This window comes from Paenibacillus sp. FSL R5-0341 (assembly GCF_037975235.1).
Lineage (GTDB): Bacteria > Bacillota > Bacilli > Paenibacillales > Paenibacillaceae > Paenibacillus > Paenibacillus amylolyticus_A.
This window is the reverse complement of sequence record NZ_CP150241.1, coordinates 2,206,046-2,223,334: the sequence shown is the minus strand read 5'-3', so window position 1 is coordinate 2,223,334 and position 17,289 is coordinate 2,206,046. Positions and strand designations below refer to the sequence as shown.

Sequence of the window (17,289 nt, the reverse complement as noted above, 5' to 3'; positions counted from 1 at the left end):
TCTAACTTCCGGAAGGCTTGAACGACAATGCCTCCTCGCGATATTCACTCGGGGTCTTGCCAGTATGTTTTTTGAACAGCCTGCTAAAATATTTTACGTCTTCATAGCCGCTGATGGCAGCGACTTCACTGACCTTCGCTGGAGACACCGCGAGCATATCCATCGCTCTGCGTATACGCATATCGGTGACAAAATCACCGAAGGTCACACCCATTTCTTTTTTAAACAGTTCACTGAGGTGGCCTGGATGCAAATGAACATGTCCAGCTACCTGCTGTAAATTAATATCCTGTGCCAATGAAGATTCAATATAACCAATGGCCTTTTGCACATGTGCAGCCTGTCCCTGCCCCATTCGGCTATGATAGACATGCATCAGACCATACAGATGGTGGAATAGCATATCCCCGAGGTCCACAGCTTCGGCATCCGGTTCCGGCTGCCAAGGTTCGAGCCTTGCGGATTCTTCCCGCCCTATGGCTCGCATCGTGCGGGTCAGCCAGCGATGACCTGCAATGACGGCTGAGTGCAGACAAGCACTGAACGATTCTGGCGTGACTTCCGGTTCTGCCATAAGATTAGCCACAAGTTCCCGCGTCCATGTCGTTAACGTGACCGAATCATTATCCAGCAGCAAGGTACCAAGTGTGGTCTCCTCTTCGTGCGTAAGTACGGTTTTACCACCTTGGCGATCCTGAACGTGCTCATAATGCCACATTTTATAATCCATCAAACCTCGATATCGGAATGCCGCTGAAGCGGTTCTGTAGCTCTCGTGCAGATCAGCAGATCCACGAACAGGCAGACCTATTGCTGCGCGCAGGGTGCACTTCAATAATTGCTCCACCCGACGTAATGCAGTCTCCAGCCTGAACAGATACTCCTGTTCTACAGGCGGCCATGAGACTACACCAATAATTTGCTGTTTCTCTACATGAGCAATGGCACCAGGCAGCACATCCTCCAGGGTATTTTGCACCGCAAATCGTAATAGTGCATCCGAGGATCGATCCCAACCCTCTGCGTGAAGAACAATGACTTGTCTGAGCATCTGTGCATCATCCAGACCATCAACTGCTGCCTTAAGAGCATCAGGCTGTAAAAATGAAGGACAAGGACCAGATGCGATATCACCATCAATGATCCATCCGGCAAACAGCCGCTCTCGATTCTCCCGCATAAGCTGTCCCTCTCTGGATTTCTCTGCCCAACGCTCCGATATCCGCTGTTTGGCCTGTAACACCGTCTTGATGATCTCTTCCGGCTTGCTTGTTTTGAGCAGATAATCTGTAACACCTTGGCGAATTGCCTGCTGGGCATAAGAAAAGTCATCGTATCCGGATAAAATAATGACCTCCAGCTCAGGTAGCAATCGCAGGCCCTCTTCTGCCAGTTCCAGACCTGATCTGCCTGTCATCCGGATATCCGTCATCAGGATATGTGGGCGTTCCTCAGCCATGCGTGTTAACGCCTCCTCTGCCGAAGCAGCAGGTTGAAGAAGTTCAATTCCAAGTTCAGGCCAAGCGATGACGCTGGCAAGCCCTGTACGAATAATCACTTCATCATCAACAATTAATAGTCTCATGGCGATCCCTCCAAGATTGGAATGGAAAACGAAATCCGGGTACCTCCACCAACCCTGCTGTCCACTTCGAGCTGCGCATCCGGACCATAATGGAGCAGCAGTCTCTCATTGACATTGCAGAGTCCATAACCTCCTTGGTTTAGGTGTCTTTCCGGCTGTTTTCCTTTCCATTCCCTAATGCTTAACCTTAATTGGTCCAGCCTGTTCGGCTCCATGCCGATACCATCATCCAACACCAGCACATTCATCCGTTCATTATCCGGATCCTTGCGAATCATAACAGTGATCGTGCCCATGCCTGCTTTGGGCTGAATGCCATGAATCATCGCATTCTCAACGAGCGGTTGCAGCAACAGCTTCAACATCATTCGCTGCTCAAGCGCTGGATCTACGATATAGTGCAACACGAATTGATCCGGAAAACGAATCGACTGCACACGCACATAATGACGGATATGAGCAATCTCCTGTTCCACAGGACAGTAATCCTGACCATTATTCAAACTGATGCGCAGAAAATCACTCAGGCCCTCAACCATATCCGCAATTCTCTTCTCTTCAGACATCAGGGCAATCCAGTGAATCGAAGAAAGGGTGTTATACAGAAAGTGTGGGTTAATCTGCGCCTGAAGCACTCGAAGATCCGCTTCTTTTTTGCGAGCTTCACCTCGAATAACCTCTTCCTTCAACAGCTGAATATGTGCACCGAGCAGATTGTAACTCTCCCCAAGCCTGCCGATCTCGTCATCACTTTCAGACCGAAACAAAGGAAGTGGGCGCTCCGGATCAATTCGAGACAGATGCCGGGTAAGTACACGAAGGGGCCTTGTCACACGCCGCACGGTAAACCAGACCAGCCCAGCGCTGATCGCAGCAGACATAGCAACGGCACACCCGGTTAGAATAAGGATGTAGCGATTCTCAGACTTATACTGGTCGTATGGAACCGTTCCAACCAACGTCCAACCCGTCAGTTCTTCAGGATAATAGAGCAATGTCCGTTTATCCTCACCAGTACCATACGTGGTTGTCCCGCTACCAACATCCTGAATTAACGGTGTGACCCCTGGTTCGACATCCTCCAGCTTAAGTCCAAGCCGTGATTTGTCCATCGAGGACAAGATCTCTCCCGTATTGCCGATGAGTTCCAGTCTGCCTTCTCCTCTACCCAATCCCAGAGCGGCCCATCCCTTAGATACTGCCTTCTCGTCTAGACTAATGGCCAGCCAGCCGATGGGTCGATAATCATGAATACTACGGATCGGTCGAACCAATGTGATTACATTTTGTATACCCGCATAATTCTGAACCGGATATACCCCCGTCCATTTTTTTACCGCTTCTCCGCTCGGGACAGGTGGATAAGATAAGTTTGAATTATTGGATTCATACCAGGTAGCCGTAGACAATGTGGCATCGAATCGGCTTGGATATATGGCGATGTTCGCAATATACTTTTTGGAAGCCGCCAGATTGGTCATCCTGCCCAGGATATCCACCCGGTCCAGCTCATGGTCCTCATTTTGGCTAAGATAGTGCTGAATATCCCGTTCTCCAATCAGGAAAATGGACAGGTTCTCGGCATCCTGGAGCATATAACGAAGATTGGCTTCCACCTGCTTCAACGTATCCATGCCGGACAGTTTTGTTTTTTGCTCTGTGATGCGGGAAGAGATCAGAAAGGCGAACAGGCCCAAGGCCAGCAATGGCACAATCATTGAAGCCGTCACGACAACCGATAGCTTCCTTTGTAACGAAGATGTGAGCCAGCGTGCCAAACGTTCCTCCTCCTCTGGATGCGCTTTCGTTTACCCTTTGACTGCTCCGGCTGTCATGCCTTTCATAACCTGTTCCTGGAATATGAGATACAGGATAATCGTTGGAATGACCGACAGTGTCATGGCAGCAAGCGTTAATCCATAATCAGTCTGATATCCATCCGCAAAGTTCGCAATGGCCAGCGGTAGCGTTTTCAATCCGGTTTTGTTGATGAACACAAGCGCAAATGAAAAGTCATTCCACGCATGCAGGAAACTCAGGATCGTAACCGTCGACAACGCAGGGACAGACATAGGCAGCATGATTCGGGTAAACAGCCCCCACAGTCCTGTTCCATCAATGAAAGCCGCCTCTTCAATATCACGTGGAACACTTGTCAGATAGGCAGTAAGCACGAAAATAGCCGTAGGCAATGCAAAGGCCGTATACGGTAAGATTAATGCCCAGTACGTATTTAGCAGGGACATTTGTTTCATTAGAATAAATAAAGGGACAAGTGTACTATGGATCGGAATGAGCATGCCTACCACGAAAAACGTCATGATTAACCCTTTCCAGCGAAACTGGAAACGGGCCAGGATGAATGAAGCCAGCGCTGCAATAAACAGCGTCAAAATAAGTGATCCAACCGATACAATGAGTGAATTGCCAAAAGCGGTTCCCAGCCTGGAGCTTTCCCATGCATTGCTGAAATTGGCAACATTCCAGTTTTCCGGCAGACCGAAGGGCCTGCTATAGAAATCTTCATTCGTTTTGAATGCACTAATCACGAGCCAATAGAACGGATACAATGTTAAAATACCATAGACCGTCAGCAGCGTCCAAACAATTCCGCTGCGAAGGCGGCGAATCGGATGGCCCGAGCCACTTCGTGGTGATGGTAGGGATACAGGTGTCACACGCATGATAGCTCCTCCTTTCTATTGGTTCTCTTTTCGTTTACGACTGGTGACCCACTGGCTTGTTCCGATCAGCAGCAGGGAGATCAGTACGATGGTTGTGGAGATGGCACTACCAAAACCATAACGGTATGTTGTAAAGGTCGAATTATACATATACGTAGCGAGCAGTTCTGTCGCATGAGCCGGCCCACCTTTGGTCATGATGTAGACCAGATCGAATGATTTCAGACTGCCTGAAATACATAGAATGATCGCAACCTGAACCGTCCCCCAGATCATCGGCAAAGAGACCGAAACCAGCTTCCTTATTCCTGAAGCACCGTCTATTTTGGCAGCATCATGAATCTCGCCGGGAATATTCTGCAGCGCCGAGATGAAGATAATCAGATACAACCCCACAAAGCTCCAGAGCAGCGGCGGTACCAATGAGAAAATGGCAATCTTGTCATCGGACAGCCATTGCAGCTTCCAACTCTCCAGCCCCAGTGCATCCAACAGAAAGTTCAATATCCCGATCTGTGGATGATAGATATACTGCCAGATCATTCCGATAACTACAGTGGATAACACCATCGGCAGAAATACCGCTGAACGCAGAAACCGCTGCAATGGATTACTCTTGTGTAATATGACCGCCAGCATCAGTGCTAACGGAATTTGACCAAATACAGACGCCAACACAAAGATAACGTTATTTTTCAGCGCCCGCCAAAATACAGGGTCATGCCAGATCTCAATGTAATTATCGACACCAATATATTTGGATGCCCCGATGCCAGACCAGTTGAAGAACCCGTAGTACGCTGACCACACGACCGGTACAAATACAAACAATGCATAAATGATGACTGCCGGGGCCAGCCCCAGCATAATAAAACGCCGACTGCGCAGTGCGTTCATCTGTTCACTTCCCCTCCATGAATGCCTTTCCCAACCTGCGATGAGCTAGTTACATCTATACTTAAAACCCCTCCCCTGCCGGGAAGGGGTTTTAACGGATAACCAGCCACATATGTGATGTTATAAGTTCATTGTTAATTCATCGTCAAGATGTACAATCGCAATCGCTGTCTAGTTTAACGAATGTCACTGACTAACAGCATTGGCTTGAGCCGCCTGTATTTTGGCCGCAATGTCTTCGGCCTTACCTCCCATAAGCAACTCTTGCAAAGCATTATTAATCACCTCAACCGTTGCCGATCCTAGCTTGGAATCGTATACTGGCGTAATCTTCACTTCCTGCATCAGATCATATAATTCAACGAACAATGGATGCGCCTTGGTTTTGTCCAGATCAATCTTGTAACTCACCAATGTGCTGCTATCCAATGTGGCCTTCTGACCTTCCGGTCCTGCGAGCGCGTAGAACAACTCCATCGCTGCCTCTTTTTGTGCACCGCTCAGCTTTTTACTTACACCCAGCCCGGTTCCTACAACACCGGATGTTGTTCTTGGTTCACCCTGACCTCCGTCCACTGGAGGAAGAATCGTAATATGGGTGTTGTTCAACACCTCTTCAGGTGCATTGTTCACCAAGTTCGCCAAGGCCCATCCGCCGTTCATGACCATCGCTGCCTTACCTTGGAAATAAAGCTGCATCATCTGCGTCTCATCGATACTGTTGAATCCATCTTGGAATGCTTTGGTGTTGCCAAGCTCCTGCATCTTGTTCAAGGCTTCAATAAATTGTGGATCGGTAAAGCTTGCACCCTCTTGTGCTGCAGCTTTCAGGAACCAGTCTGTGCCAGTAATCCGGTCAGCCAGTGTACTGAATATCGTTGATTGTGCTACCCAGTTGGCCTTGTTGCCAAGCGCCATGGGAATGACTTTATTTTGATTAAATGTGGCAATCGCCTGTTCCAATTCCGCCCACGTCTCAGGTACTTTCACGTTGTACTGTTTGAAGAGTGCTTCATTGTAATAAATGAAGGAACTTGGTGCCAGATTCATGGGTACGGAGTAGATGTTCCCGTCCAGGGTGTATCCATCCAGTGCATTCGGGATAAAGTTGTCTTTCCACTCCGGCTTCGCGTCCAGCTCTGCATTAATGGGCTGTAACAGATCCCCTTTTACAAATTCCTTGGTCATCGCATCCGGCCACATCACGAACAGATCTGGCATCTCGTTGGCAGCCGCCACCGTGCGAAGCCGGGTTTTGAGACCATCTGTTGGTAGACCTTCATCCACGACTTCAATATCTGGATGCGCCGCGCGAAAATCTTCAATAATTTTGCGCATCGCAACCGCCTTCGCATCCTGTCCAGTCCAGTTGTGCCAGAGAGTGACGGTTACTTTGTCATTGCCGCTTCCTCCTTCTGAAGTATCCCCGCCAGTACAGCCAGCAAGAACAATGGAGAACAATGTTATTGCCAGAAAACCCGAAAGCCATTTTTTCAACATCTCTATATTCCCCCTTGGCGATTTGATTACACTTATTGTAAATGGTAACGCTATCATATCGTAAGGTGACGATCCACGGATGCAGGGGTGAAAAATATCGGTTCCCCTGTTAGAACTTATTTTGCCGATTTATTGTTCATAACATATAAAAAGAGCTCTCACCATGAGAGCTCTCTCTTGTTGTAGCCATCGGTAGCTTACACCCAGGCCATATATAATGTATAAGTGCTAAATCTTATTGTAAATGGAGTGATTATTGAATACTGTTTTTCACCAGTTCTGCAAAAGCTTCGGAGCCTTGCGTAGTGAGATGCACACCATCTTTTTCAAAATATTCGTCATGTCCTTCACTTGCACTGTTCCAGTCAATCAGCGAGACATTACTGTATTTGGATGCAGCCTCATTCAAAGCCCTGTTCACCGTTCGTTCCCACGGACGAGGTACGCGCACAGTAACCAGATATACCTGATCTTCATCCTTCAGATCATCAAGCACAGCATTCAAGTTTTTGGAGTTAAAAGAACCATTTGTCCCAAGTTCCAGCACCACTTTGCTGCCCATTTGGTTGTCTCGCTTCAAGCCTTCCAATACATCGCCAGCCTGCCACATTTGACGACCGACATGTCCATCCACGTATACTCCCGATATGCTTTTCTCCAGATAAGGTTTTGCATCCAAAATCACGGAATCTCCAATGACCGTATAATGAACCTTTCCATCCCCGGCAGGAGGAGCTGTTTCTTCATTTTCCTGAGCTGAATCAGGTGCATCATCCGTACCATCAGATTGGTTCACTTCAGCGTCGTCCGGAGCATCATTCTCGTTAGTCACAGAGTCATCAGCCGGCTTGTCATCAGACTGACCATCCTTGCCTGGATTTGCAGAAGCGTTCTGGTCGCCAGGTTTCGATTCTGGAGTAGACTCTCCTGTCGGCTTGTCATTTTTCCCCGAATCATCTTTCGTTCCCGCTTCCGGTTTATGGCTATGAGCATCGTTCTTTTGGCCAGAGCCTGACGTCGCTGTAATAGCTGGTACAACATCCTGCCCCTGTTCCTCTGCTACAGAATTCTCTCCATTCAATGTGTTGGACATCGATACCGAATGGGAGTCGGAATTCGCTGCATGAGAGACCATCATCTGAGATACCGTATAGGACAACAGCAGAATCGTCATCAACAGACCCGCTCGCTTCCACCATACATTACGTATACCAATCGATGACCGCCCTCTTCCCCATAAACGGGACCAAGAATCGCGGAATCCGTTGTACCGGATCGGGTTTTCAATATATTTAAGGGACAATGAGGCCAGTACAACCGTTGCAGCAACCTGTAAAATGATTCGCACAGGATGCGCTCCTCCCGTATCCACCGCGGGATTCGTTAAAATAATGACAGGATAATGCCACAGATATAATCCGTAGGATCGCTCTCCGATCCAGCGTAGTGGCTTCGCTCCAATAATACGTGCCAGGAAAGATGATGGGTGAGCCAACACCGCTACCAGCAAAGTCGTTGCGATAGCCTGAAGCACCATGCCCCCTTGATATAGAAACGGATCATATTCACTGCTATTCAGCATCATATAGATCAATAGTGCGAGCGCAGCCAGTCCCGACACATCGAGCACAAGCCTGTTCATGCCAGGCAGAGAGTTCGACAGCTTGCGACTAGGCCACACCACCGCAAGAGCAGCACCTGCCAGCAGTGCGAATGCCCGTGTGTCTGTTCCATAATATACACGGCTCGGGTCCAGATCCGGATTATACATGATGGCCATTGCGCCAGCAGACAATTCAGCTGCGACAACAATGAAGACGACCAGCCATCCCTTTCTTTTGAACACTACGATTGCTGCGATCAGTAGAAGAGGCCATAAGAGGTAAAATTGCTCTTCCACAGCCAGTGACCAGAAATGTCCAAAAGGTGATGGCGGGCCGAAACTTTCGAAATAGGATACGTTGTGAAAGATATACCACCAATTACTTATGTATAATACACCCGAAACGATATCACCACGAAGTGCAGCGAGCCGGGATGGGTCTGAACAGGCCAGCCAGATCATCACTACAGCTGTCATGGTCAGCATGCCTGGAAGCAGACGCCTCACCCGTCTTACCCAGAAATCACCGAGAGAAATGCGTCCATGTTCCTGCCACTGTGACACGAGAATATCTGTAATCAAATATCCCGATAGAACAAAAAATATACCTACACCGAGCAGTCCGCCCGGAATAAAATCCAAATTCAGATGATACGCGATTACCGCAAGTACAGCGATGGCTCGTAAGCCGTCAAGTCCGTTCATATGTCTCTTGCTATTTAAAGATTGTGACATGCATGCCCCTCCTTGCTACTGTGAGTCAACAACATTGGTGTTGGGGGCATAGAGGAACTCCTGATCGTTCTGGTTGTCATTAACATACGTATTGCACCTTCCATCTTTCATTTACAACATAAAGAAGACGTATTGCCTGTCCATTAAGTTTTAATCATTACGATATTCTTTATATTCATTCGTTAGTTCACGTTTAGCATTATACGCCCGAAATAAGATTCATACTTTACAGTAGTAGTTACAAATGATGAAACCGATGTAACCTTTCCTGCCAGCTCATATAGCTGTAAAATCATACTCTAATTTTGTCGTTAAATATAGTACTTTTCATCGAGTGGCTAAAATTACCTGTCCGGCTTGCGCGAACCCGCATACCCACGCACACATCGATTGAAACAATTGAATTCATAACAAAAGGCTGCCGACTTGCTCAACAGCCAATATCCATTATAAACCTATGTCAGACCGGATTGAAAGTTTTGCTCATAATTGCTTCTTCTTGCCTAGGACCCAAGTTAGTTAGCTAAAACACGAAAAGGCATTCCTAACTCTTGATGAGTCATGGAACGCCTTTTCTCTTTCTCTTTTTTCTAGTGATACTTAATTACACTTACTGTACCCACAGTTGCTGCATGTTTTGCATCCTTCCACATTCATCAAGGATGCCGAGCCGCAGGAAGGACATAAATCTCTCGATTCGATAAAGGTTTTCTGATCCTCCACTTGGTTCTGTTCTTTCAATGCTCCAGTTTCGTTCTCCTGCACATTGCTCTGCACATGACTTTCCAATGCTTTGGCGACTGCATCTGCAATCGATTCCACCCGATTGGCTCCGAAGCCAATCGCTCCTGAACCTCCGATTCCCTTGAGATGTTTGATCAACAGTTCAACCTTATGCCCATGATCTCCGTATCGCAGGAACAGTGAGCATACCCGACCGAGTGCCTCAGCCATCGCGAACACATCCGATCCTGCTTTGCCTACGTTCAGGAAAATTTCACCCGGGGTTCCCTCCAGATCATTGATTGTAATGTATGCCATGCCGAATGGCGTATTGATTTTGTATGTCGCACCGCGCAGTACCTGGGGACGGCTTCTATATTGTTTATCGAGCACTGTAGCAGACGAAGAGGTTTGATTGGAAGAAAGAGTCTCCACATCAACCTCGCTATTGAAAGCTCCAACACCTGCCTGCCCTCCGATGTTATTCGGTTTATCTATTGCAGATACGTCAGTCTTCTCTCCTGCTTCCGCCGTGTTCAGATTTTCTGCCTTCGTCTCTTCCTTCTTCGACGTGGACAATACCTGTACATCCCTGCTACCATCGCGGTATATCGTTACTCCTTTGCAGCCAAGGTCGAAGGCCAGTTCGTATAGCTCTGCCGTATCCTCCACTGTAAAATCAGCCGGACAGTTGGCGGTCTTCGAGATTGAGCTATCCACCCATTGCTGAATCGCGGCCTGCACCCGGATATGGTTCTCAGCCGACAGATCCATCGCTGTCACATAATAGTCGGGTAAAGCTTCACCCGGATGTTCATCCAGCCAATCTTGTGCAATCGGTACGAACTGTTCATCATAACCTAGACGGCTTTGACGGAAATACTTGAAGGCGAAATACGGCTCAATACCTGTGGATGTGCCCACCATCGTACCAGTACTTCCCGTTGGCGCCTGAGTGATCAGCGTGACATTTCGAATGCCCTGTTTACGAATGGCCTCTCCCACTTCAGGGTACGTCGCAACCATGTTTTTCATGAATCCACTCTGTAAGTACGGTTCAGCTTCAAATGCTGGGAAAGCACCCTTCTCTGCTGCAATCTCTGCCGATGCCAGATAGGCCTCCTTTGCCATGAATCCATACAGTTTATCCAGAAATGCAAGAGATTCAGGACTGCCGTATCGAATACGCAGCTTAATCATCAGCTCTGCCAGTCCCATGGTACCAAGCCCAACCCGGCGTTCACGCTGCTGATTCAGTCTGTTTTCCTCAAAATGATATGGTGTTGCATCGATGACATTGTCCAAAAATCTAGCCGAGATCCGAGTGGTTTCCGCCAGTTCATCCCACGCCACATCATGATTCGTCTCATCGTAGAATTTGGACAGATTGATCGCTGACAGATTACATACACCCCAGGCAGGCAGACCCTGTTCCGCGCAAGGATTAGTACAGATAATCGGATTGAAGTACCAGCTGTTGGACATCTGGTTGTAGTACTCCATGAATACCACACCAGGCTCTGCCGATTTCCAGGCTGATTCAATAATGGTATGCCAGATTTCGCGAGCCTTCAGCGTTCGATAGTGCACCATCGAATGACCTGCGGCTTTCCATTGCTGCATATCCCCGTTCCACTCGGTGTCATAGTCCGGGTCGGTCGTATCGGGGAAAACCAAATCCCAATCTCCATCCTGCTTGACAGCCTCCATAAATGCGTTGCTCACACATACCGACAGATTGGCATTGGTCACCTGCCCCATCGTTTGTTTCACGGTAATAAAATCAAGCACATCCGGATGCCAGTCATTCATCATCAGCATGAGCGCACCCCGGCGGCTTCCGCCCTGTTCAATCAGTCCTGTCGTATAACTGAACAATCCACCCCATGATACGGAACCGCTGGATGATCCGTTGACACCTTTGACCACCGCTCGGCGAGGACGCAAAGAGGACAAATTAATGCCAACGCCTCCCCCACGTGCCATAATTTCTGTCATCTCGGTCAAAGTCCTCATGATGCCACCCCGACTGTCCTGCGGAGACGGAATGACATAACAATTGAAGAGTGTCAGCTCATCGCTTGCCCCCGCACCCGCAGCAATGCGACCACCAGGAACTAACTTCCAATCTTCCAACACGGAGCGGAACTTGGATTCCCATGTTGATTGCTGATCCGCAGTGGATTCGACAGCAGCCATCGCTTTGGCAAGACGGTTCCACATCTCTTCCGGTGTTTTTTCTATGTTGAGTGTCAATTTCTCTACGTTCGTCTTGATGATCTCTCCGCTTCGAGTCCTCACTTGTACAAGCTGACCCTGACGTTCTATGATTTCGCCCACTTCCTTGGTTGGGAACTTGGGATCATCCTTCGTTAATACCAATACAACATCCCCGACCTTGGCATGATTCGAATCAGCGTCCTTCCAAGCGTATCGGTCCAGAAATATTTTTTCGCTAAGTCCTTCTAATTGGTACGATTGTTGGTTCGATTTCATCGCTACATTCAACCTCCCCGAATAACGCTACATTTACACTATACGAATAAAGTATGATCAAACACCACATATAGTGATATAAATCAAGTATAATACACTATATATTGATTTTACATATGACTTTTATCACAGTCCATCTTCATAGACTCCTCTGCTCGGACAAACTTCTTCACACACCCTCAAACTCACGTATACAAAATCTGTGAATTTTTTGGGACAGAAAAAACCTGAAAAAGCGAAGCGTTCGCCTTAAAGCTTTCTGAAAGAAAGCTGCCTCGAAAGCATACGGTATCCCCGGGTTTTCCCCCTTTGGACAAGAGAATGAAAAAAATTTGTGGATAACAGCGATCGGAAGGTTATTCTGTCATCGGAGTGACAAGTGTAAATATTCCTTATTTGAACTTACATAGTTATGAACTGACTCTCATTCGTCCATACTATTACCTACGAATAAAACGTCATCACGTATGGCAGGGGAGGAAGCACCATGAACCGGAAAAACCCGCACCACACGAATCAACCTGTAGCCGAGCTGCCTGTTCCGTTGGAATTTGATCGGAGCTGGATTAATCAATTGGAATCCCGACTGGATAAAGGAGGTCCTTGGGGAGATTACCGACTCTTCCAACTCGGTATTCAAGCCGAAGAAACCAACCTGATTCCCAATTTTGACGAGATCCAATGTTTGAAGCATCTACAAGGCCTTACTCCACTCCCTCACCAGATGGACACTGCACGCAAAGTATTATTTGAAATGTCAGGCCGGGCCATTCTCGCCGATGAGGTGGGTCTGGGCAAAACCATTGAAGCCGGTCTCATTCTGAAAGAATATATGGTTCGGGGTCTCGTATCCAAGGTACTCATTCTTGTGCCAGCCTCTCTTGTGCTGCAATGGGTACGAGAGTTGAATTCGAAATTTGGCATCCCAGCCATTGCCCAGAAAAAGGCCTACTCCTGGCAGAATGAAGTGGTTGTTGCTTCCATGGATACAGCCAAACGTGATCCGCATAAAGATATGCTGCTAAATACCGACTACGACATGATTATTATTGATGAGGCCCACAAGCTCAAAAATAAGAAAACAACCAACTATCAATTCATGCTGAAATTGCGCAAAAAGTATTGCCTGCTGCTCACAGCTACACCTGTGCAGAACGATATGAGCGAGTTGTTTAATCTGATCAACCTGCTGAAGCCGGGTCAGCTGGGTCGTCAGGGTGACTTTGCAGCCAACTTTGTCGTCGACAAGCGGGTTCCGAAAAATCAGGAACAGCTTAAGAACGAGTTATCCAAAGTGATGATTCGCAACCGCCGCGGCGAAGGCCCCGTTCAATTTACCAAACGGAACGTCTCCAACGTGAATCTGCAACTATCGCCCGAAGAACAAGCGCTATACGATGGCGTGACTTCCTTTGTTAAAGACCAGTACCAGGAAGCTGGGGGCAACCTGAGCAGCATGCTCTCCCTTGTTACATTACAACGGGAAGTGTGCAGCAGTCGGGATGCTGTATTCGTAACACTGGTGAATCTGTCGAAGAAACTTCCGCTGGATTCTCCCCTTCGAGACAAGATTTGGGAACTCGTTGCCCATATTAAAGCGATCAAGGAGAATACCAAAGCCGAGAAAACGATGGAACTGGTTCGGAACATGAATGAAAAAGTAATTATCTTCACCGAATACCGGGCCACGCAGGAGTATCTGCTAAACTATTTCCGCAACAACGGACTTACGGCTGTTCCCTATCGGGGTGGCATGAACCGGGGCAAAAAAGATTGGATGATGGATCTCTTCCGCGGCCGTGTGCAGGCCATGATTGCAACCGAAGCGGGTGGCGAGGGTATTAATCTGCAATTTTGCCATCATATGATCAACTTCGATCTGCCTTGGAATCCCATGCGGGTAGAGCAGCGGATCGGTCGGGTGCATCGGCTGGGACAGCAGAATGACGTGAACATTTTCAACCTGTCCACAACCGGGACCATCGAGGAACACATTCTGAATCTGTTGCATGAGAAGATCAATATGTTCGAGATGGTCATCGGTGGGCTGGATGTCATTCTGGAACGGCTGGAGAAGAAGGAGTCTATTGAGAAAAGTTTGTACAAAATCATGCTGGAATCACAAAATGAAGAAGATATTCGCCGCAAGATGGATTCACTTGGACAATCGCTGAGCTCCATTCAGCGTGAAGTCGCGGATGAGGGCCCTGCTGTATCCGGGTTAGATCTTCGCAAAGGAGGTAGCTGATCCATGACCATGTCCCCCCATGAAGTGCAGGCTTATGTTCTCACCTATCTGGAATCACTTGATTGTCAGATTATGGAGCGTTCCCCTGCCCATGTGACGGTCAAACTCTCGCCTGAAGCGGACAAAGCGTTGACGAACCGCCCCTATTATTGGGGGTTTGTGGAGCGAACCGGAGCACCAGCTGAGACCATGTCTTTCACATTTATATTCGATCCTGACAGCTATCAGCAGGCCATTGAAGCAGCAGAAGCCAAAGCGGCGCAAACATCACCTGCGGGTACGAATGGCGCAACCAACGGAAATCCACCAAGTGAGCCACCGAAGGATACCATTCTGGGTCGTTATTTCGGCATCACGCCATCTCTGCCCCAGCTGGGACCAGGGCGTATATTGCGTGAAGATGTGGTGTACGGCAGTCGCAGACTACAACAGATTTTCGGTGCAGCCCGTGAAGGCGGTGCCTTCGTGAATCTGTTCGAACAGGCGGCCAAACGGCAATTGCGCGCTACAGCGCCAGCCGTATATGAGCCTTGGCTCGGTGTCTGTTTCAAAGTTGAATTTGCCTGTGACTTGAAACGGGAGGAACTGCATTTTCTCGGCATCTCTCTTCGCTCAGGTGAAATTATAGAGAAATTTGGCACGAAGCTGAATCGACGTGACCTCAGTCCGAGGCTAGCGGAGAACATGCATGTGCAGACAGCTAAAGTTTCGTTATCCGATGCAGGGGCTGCTTTGGAATCTCATTTGACGAACCACTTGCAGAAACTCGATTACAGCTGGGCAGAGAAAGCTCAAGAGCGACTTGATCTGGAGCTGGACGTGTTGGACACATACTATGAAGCGGTACTCCGGGAAGATATGCCTGAAGTAGAATCCACGGAGAACTTAACCTCCGGCACGGAGACCGGACATTCTGATCGCACGACACCTGTACTCCTGAGACCCGTTATTGCATTAACTAACGCTGAACCCATTGGAGCAGATGTAGAACTGGCGGCAGAGGCCGCAGTACAGATCGACACCGAGACAGATGCCGAAGAAGAGAAAGCGAAACAGGCGGCTATCGATCGTGAAGCCATGAAACTGCAATATGAGACACGCCGAACCGAAATGATCTGGCAATATGAGCCCAAAGTGAAAGTAACTGCGATTAGTAGCGGCATGTTTCACTTAAGATAGACGAAACATAGACGAAGACACTACTTTTCCTGCAAATGCTGGCAAAAGTAGTGTTTATTCATGATCAGCCGCCCGACAGGTTGCAGCAACCTTTGCATAGCCTGTCCCCTAGAATGAAATTAGGACCGATCAGGCAATGGATAATGGAAAAGAAGGTGTTAGTTTGAAACGATTCTTTCATATGCGATGGAACAGTGTTCGTAGAACAACTTGTATGACCTTGGGCGTACTCAGTTGTGTTGCCCTTTTCTCCTTTTGGTCGAATGCAAATGCTGAACAACAAAAAACAACCTCACTCGCGCTCGCATCACCAACAGGGGACAGAACCAAACATATTGCCTCTGCGAATGACAAATTAGCTCCCACTGCTGTACAACGGTTTGCAGAGCAACAAGCTGTTGCCCTTGGTACGGCTAACGCCGAAGCACATTGGAAGAACGCCGAACTGGACTTCTACCCTCTGGGTCCGGGTACACATAGCTGGCTCGTGCAAGCTGAGTTTGAAGGCACACCGATCGGTTATATGATTATTACCGCCACAGATCAGGGCCAGCTGCTGCTTAGTGAATATGGTCAAGGAGAGTCCTCACCGTACAACAGTGAACTTCTTGGACAAGCCTTAAATCGACAACATGTCAACCTTGAGACGTTACTTGCTAGCGGAGGAGAGCTTCATCTTCGTTATGCTCTTCCCCTGCTGGCTTATTGGAAAGTGGAGCAACGGAATCATCCAGCACTTTATATTGATGCTACGAACGGAGATGTATTACCGTCAGAGTTCCTGGATCGGCTAGAGGCTGACTCCAAACAGGTCTCTGTCAGCATAACTGATTTATCCACAACTTCATCTTTATCAGTCGATCCACTGCATCTGCGACCTGTATTCAATCCAGCTGACAATCTGTTGTGGATTACATCCAAGCCTGTTGCTACTGACCGTGTACAAGATGTGATACAGCATGAAAAGAATCAAGAGATTGTTTTCTCAACAGATGATCGTAATGTCTTATATGGCGGTCCTCTGCCCGTTAGCGGTTATCAGCTATGGCATAGTGATCAGGACGCAAAGTCTATTCCGTATGTAGCGATTGGCGGCAATACGTCCATTCAACGCTTTGTGCCTTTGAGCACATTGCAACAAGATGGTCATTTTTACATCGTGAAACCTTGATCAACTGGGAACTCTTAAGACACAGTCAGATAATTTGTAAAACAACAAATAAGACGCCTTCCCATTTTAATTAGGGATTGCGTCTTTTGGTTTACCATTAGTGAAATAGGTTAGCGGTAGTCACCCTTTACCCGAAGAACTTCGTTTGTGAGGCTGTGACTCCATCGCTTTTTCCTTTTTCCCCACCCACAGGGATACAGCAAACGGAATCATACCGAACCATTTCATTGCCCACGGCTCTTTCTTTTTGGCGCGGCCTTTCCGCTCATCCTTGGGTGTATCGATATAATGAACAACACGCTGCGTAATGTATTTTACCAACTCATCACTTTTGGCCATAACCTCTACCTCCTTCGCTCCTGCTCATTCACGGAGCTTACGATAGTTCTATTGTGTGCAGGATGTGCAATGGTTAAACATTTTTTTGTTGAAAGAAGTATGAAAACCCTCAGAATGCACAGTCTAATG

The 17,289-nt window shown here is 47.9% G+C and carries 11 protein-coding genes; 3 read left to right on the top strand and 8 right to left on the bottom strand.

Features of this window, described 5'->3' with window-relative positions; genetic code table 11:
• Position 1 precedes the first annotated feature (1 nt).
• The 7 genes from MKX75_RS10190 to MKX75_RS10160 form a co-directional block, all read right to left on the bottom strand.
• A complete protein-coding gene (locus MKX75_RS10190; RefSeq protein ID WP_339169494.1) occupies positions 2-1,585 on the bottom strand; it encodes a helix-turn-helix domain-containing protein in 1,584 nt (527 codons plus the stop codon).
• Positions 1,582-3,363 (bottom strand): sensor histidine kinase, encoded by a 1,782-nt coding sequence (locus MKX75_RS10185; protein ID WP_339169492.1) that lies wholly within the window; start codon positions 3,361-3,363, stop codon positions 1,582-1,584. Before MKX75_RS10185 ends, MKX75_RS10190 begins: the two co-directional genes overlap by 4 nt.
• Before the next feature lie 30 nt (positions 3,364-3,393).
• Positions 3,394-4,269 (bottom strand): carbohydrate ABC transporter permease, encoded by an 876-nt coding sequence (locus tag MKX75_RS10180; protein WP_339169491.1) that lies wholly within the window; start codon positions 4,267-4,269, stop codon positions 3,394-3,396.
• Between the two features lie 15 nt (positions 4,270-4,284).
• Positions 4,285-5,166 carry a sugar ABC transporter permease gene (locus MKX75_RS10175; protein WP_339169490.1) on the bottom strand — a complete coding sequence of 294 codons (882 nt, stop codon included), beginning with the start codon at positions 5,164-5,166 and terminating at the stop codon, positions 4,285-4,287.
• 186 nt (positions 5,167-5,352) lie between these two features.
• Positions 5,353-6,666 carry an extracellular solute-binding protein gene (locus MKX75_RS10170; RefSeq protein WP_339169488.1) on the bottom strand — a complete coding sequence of 438 codons (1,314 nt, stop codon included), beginning with the start codon at positions 6,664-6,666 and terminating at the stop codon, positions 5,353-5,355.
• A 253-nt stretch (positions 6,667-6,919) separates the two neighbouring features.
• A complete protein-coding gene (locus MKX75_RS10165; protein ID WP_339169486.1) occupies positions 6,920-9,004 on the bottom strand; it encodes an acyltransferase family protein in 2,085 nt (694 codons plus the stop codon).
• A 600-nt stretch (positions 9,005-9,604) separates the two neighbouring features.
• Positions 9,605-12,223, bottom strand: coding sequence for an adenosylcobalamin-dependent ribonucleoside-diphosphate reductase (locus MKX75_RS10160; RefSeq protein WP_076330494.1), 2,619 nt, complete (start codon positions 12,221-12,223; stop codon positions 9,605-9,607).
• 487 nt (positions 12,224-12,710) lie between these two features.
• Here MKX75_RS10160 and MKX75_RS10155 point away from each other — a divergent pair, with 487 nt between their 5' ends.
• The 3 genes from MKX75_RS10155 to MKX75_RS10145 all read left to right on the top strand — a co-directional run bounded on the left by MKX75_RS10155 (position 12,711) and on the right by MKX75_RS10145 (position 16,821).
• Positions 12,711-14,471 (top strand): SNF2-related protein, encoded by a 1,761-nt coding sequence (locus MKX75_RS10155; RefSeq protein ID WP_062833678.1) that lies wholly within the window; start codon positions 12,711-12,713, stop codon positions 14,469-14,471.
• Positions 14,472-14,474: 3 nt separating this feature from the next.
• On the top strand, positions 14,475-15,650 hold the full coding sequence (locus tag MKX75_RS10150) for a YqhG family protein (protein ID WP_076330493.1): 1,176 nt from the start codon (positions 14,475-14,477) through the stop codon (positions 15,648-15,650).
• Between the two features lie 181 nt (positions 15,651-15,831).
• Positions 15,832-16,821 carry a hypothetical protein gene (locus tag MKX75_RS10145; protein ID WP_175623656.1) on the top strand — a complete coding sequence of 330 codons (990 nt, stop codon included), beginning with the start codon at positions 15,832-15,834 and terminating at the stop codon, positions 16,819-16,821.
• Between the two features lie 120 nt (positions 16,822-16,941).
• On the opposite strand, the gene MKX75_RS10140 is transcribed toward MKX75_RS10145, so the two are convergent.
• Entirely contained in the window at positions 16,942-17,160 is a 219-nt protein-coding gene (locus tag MKX75_RS10140; RefSeq protein ID WP_062833675.1) for a YqzE family protein, read from the bottom strand.
• Between the last annotated feature and the right edge of the window lie 129 nt (positions 17,161-17,289).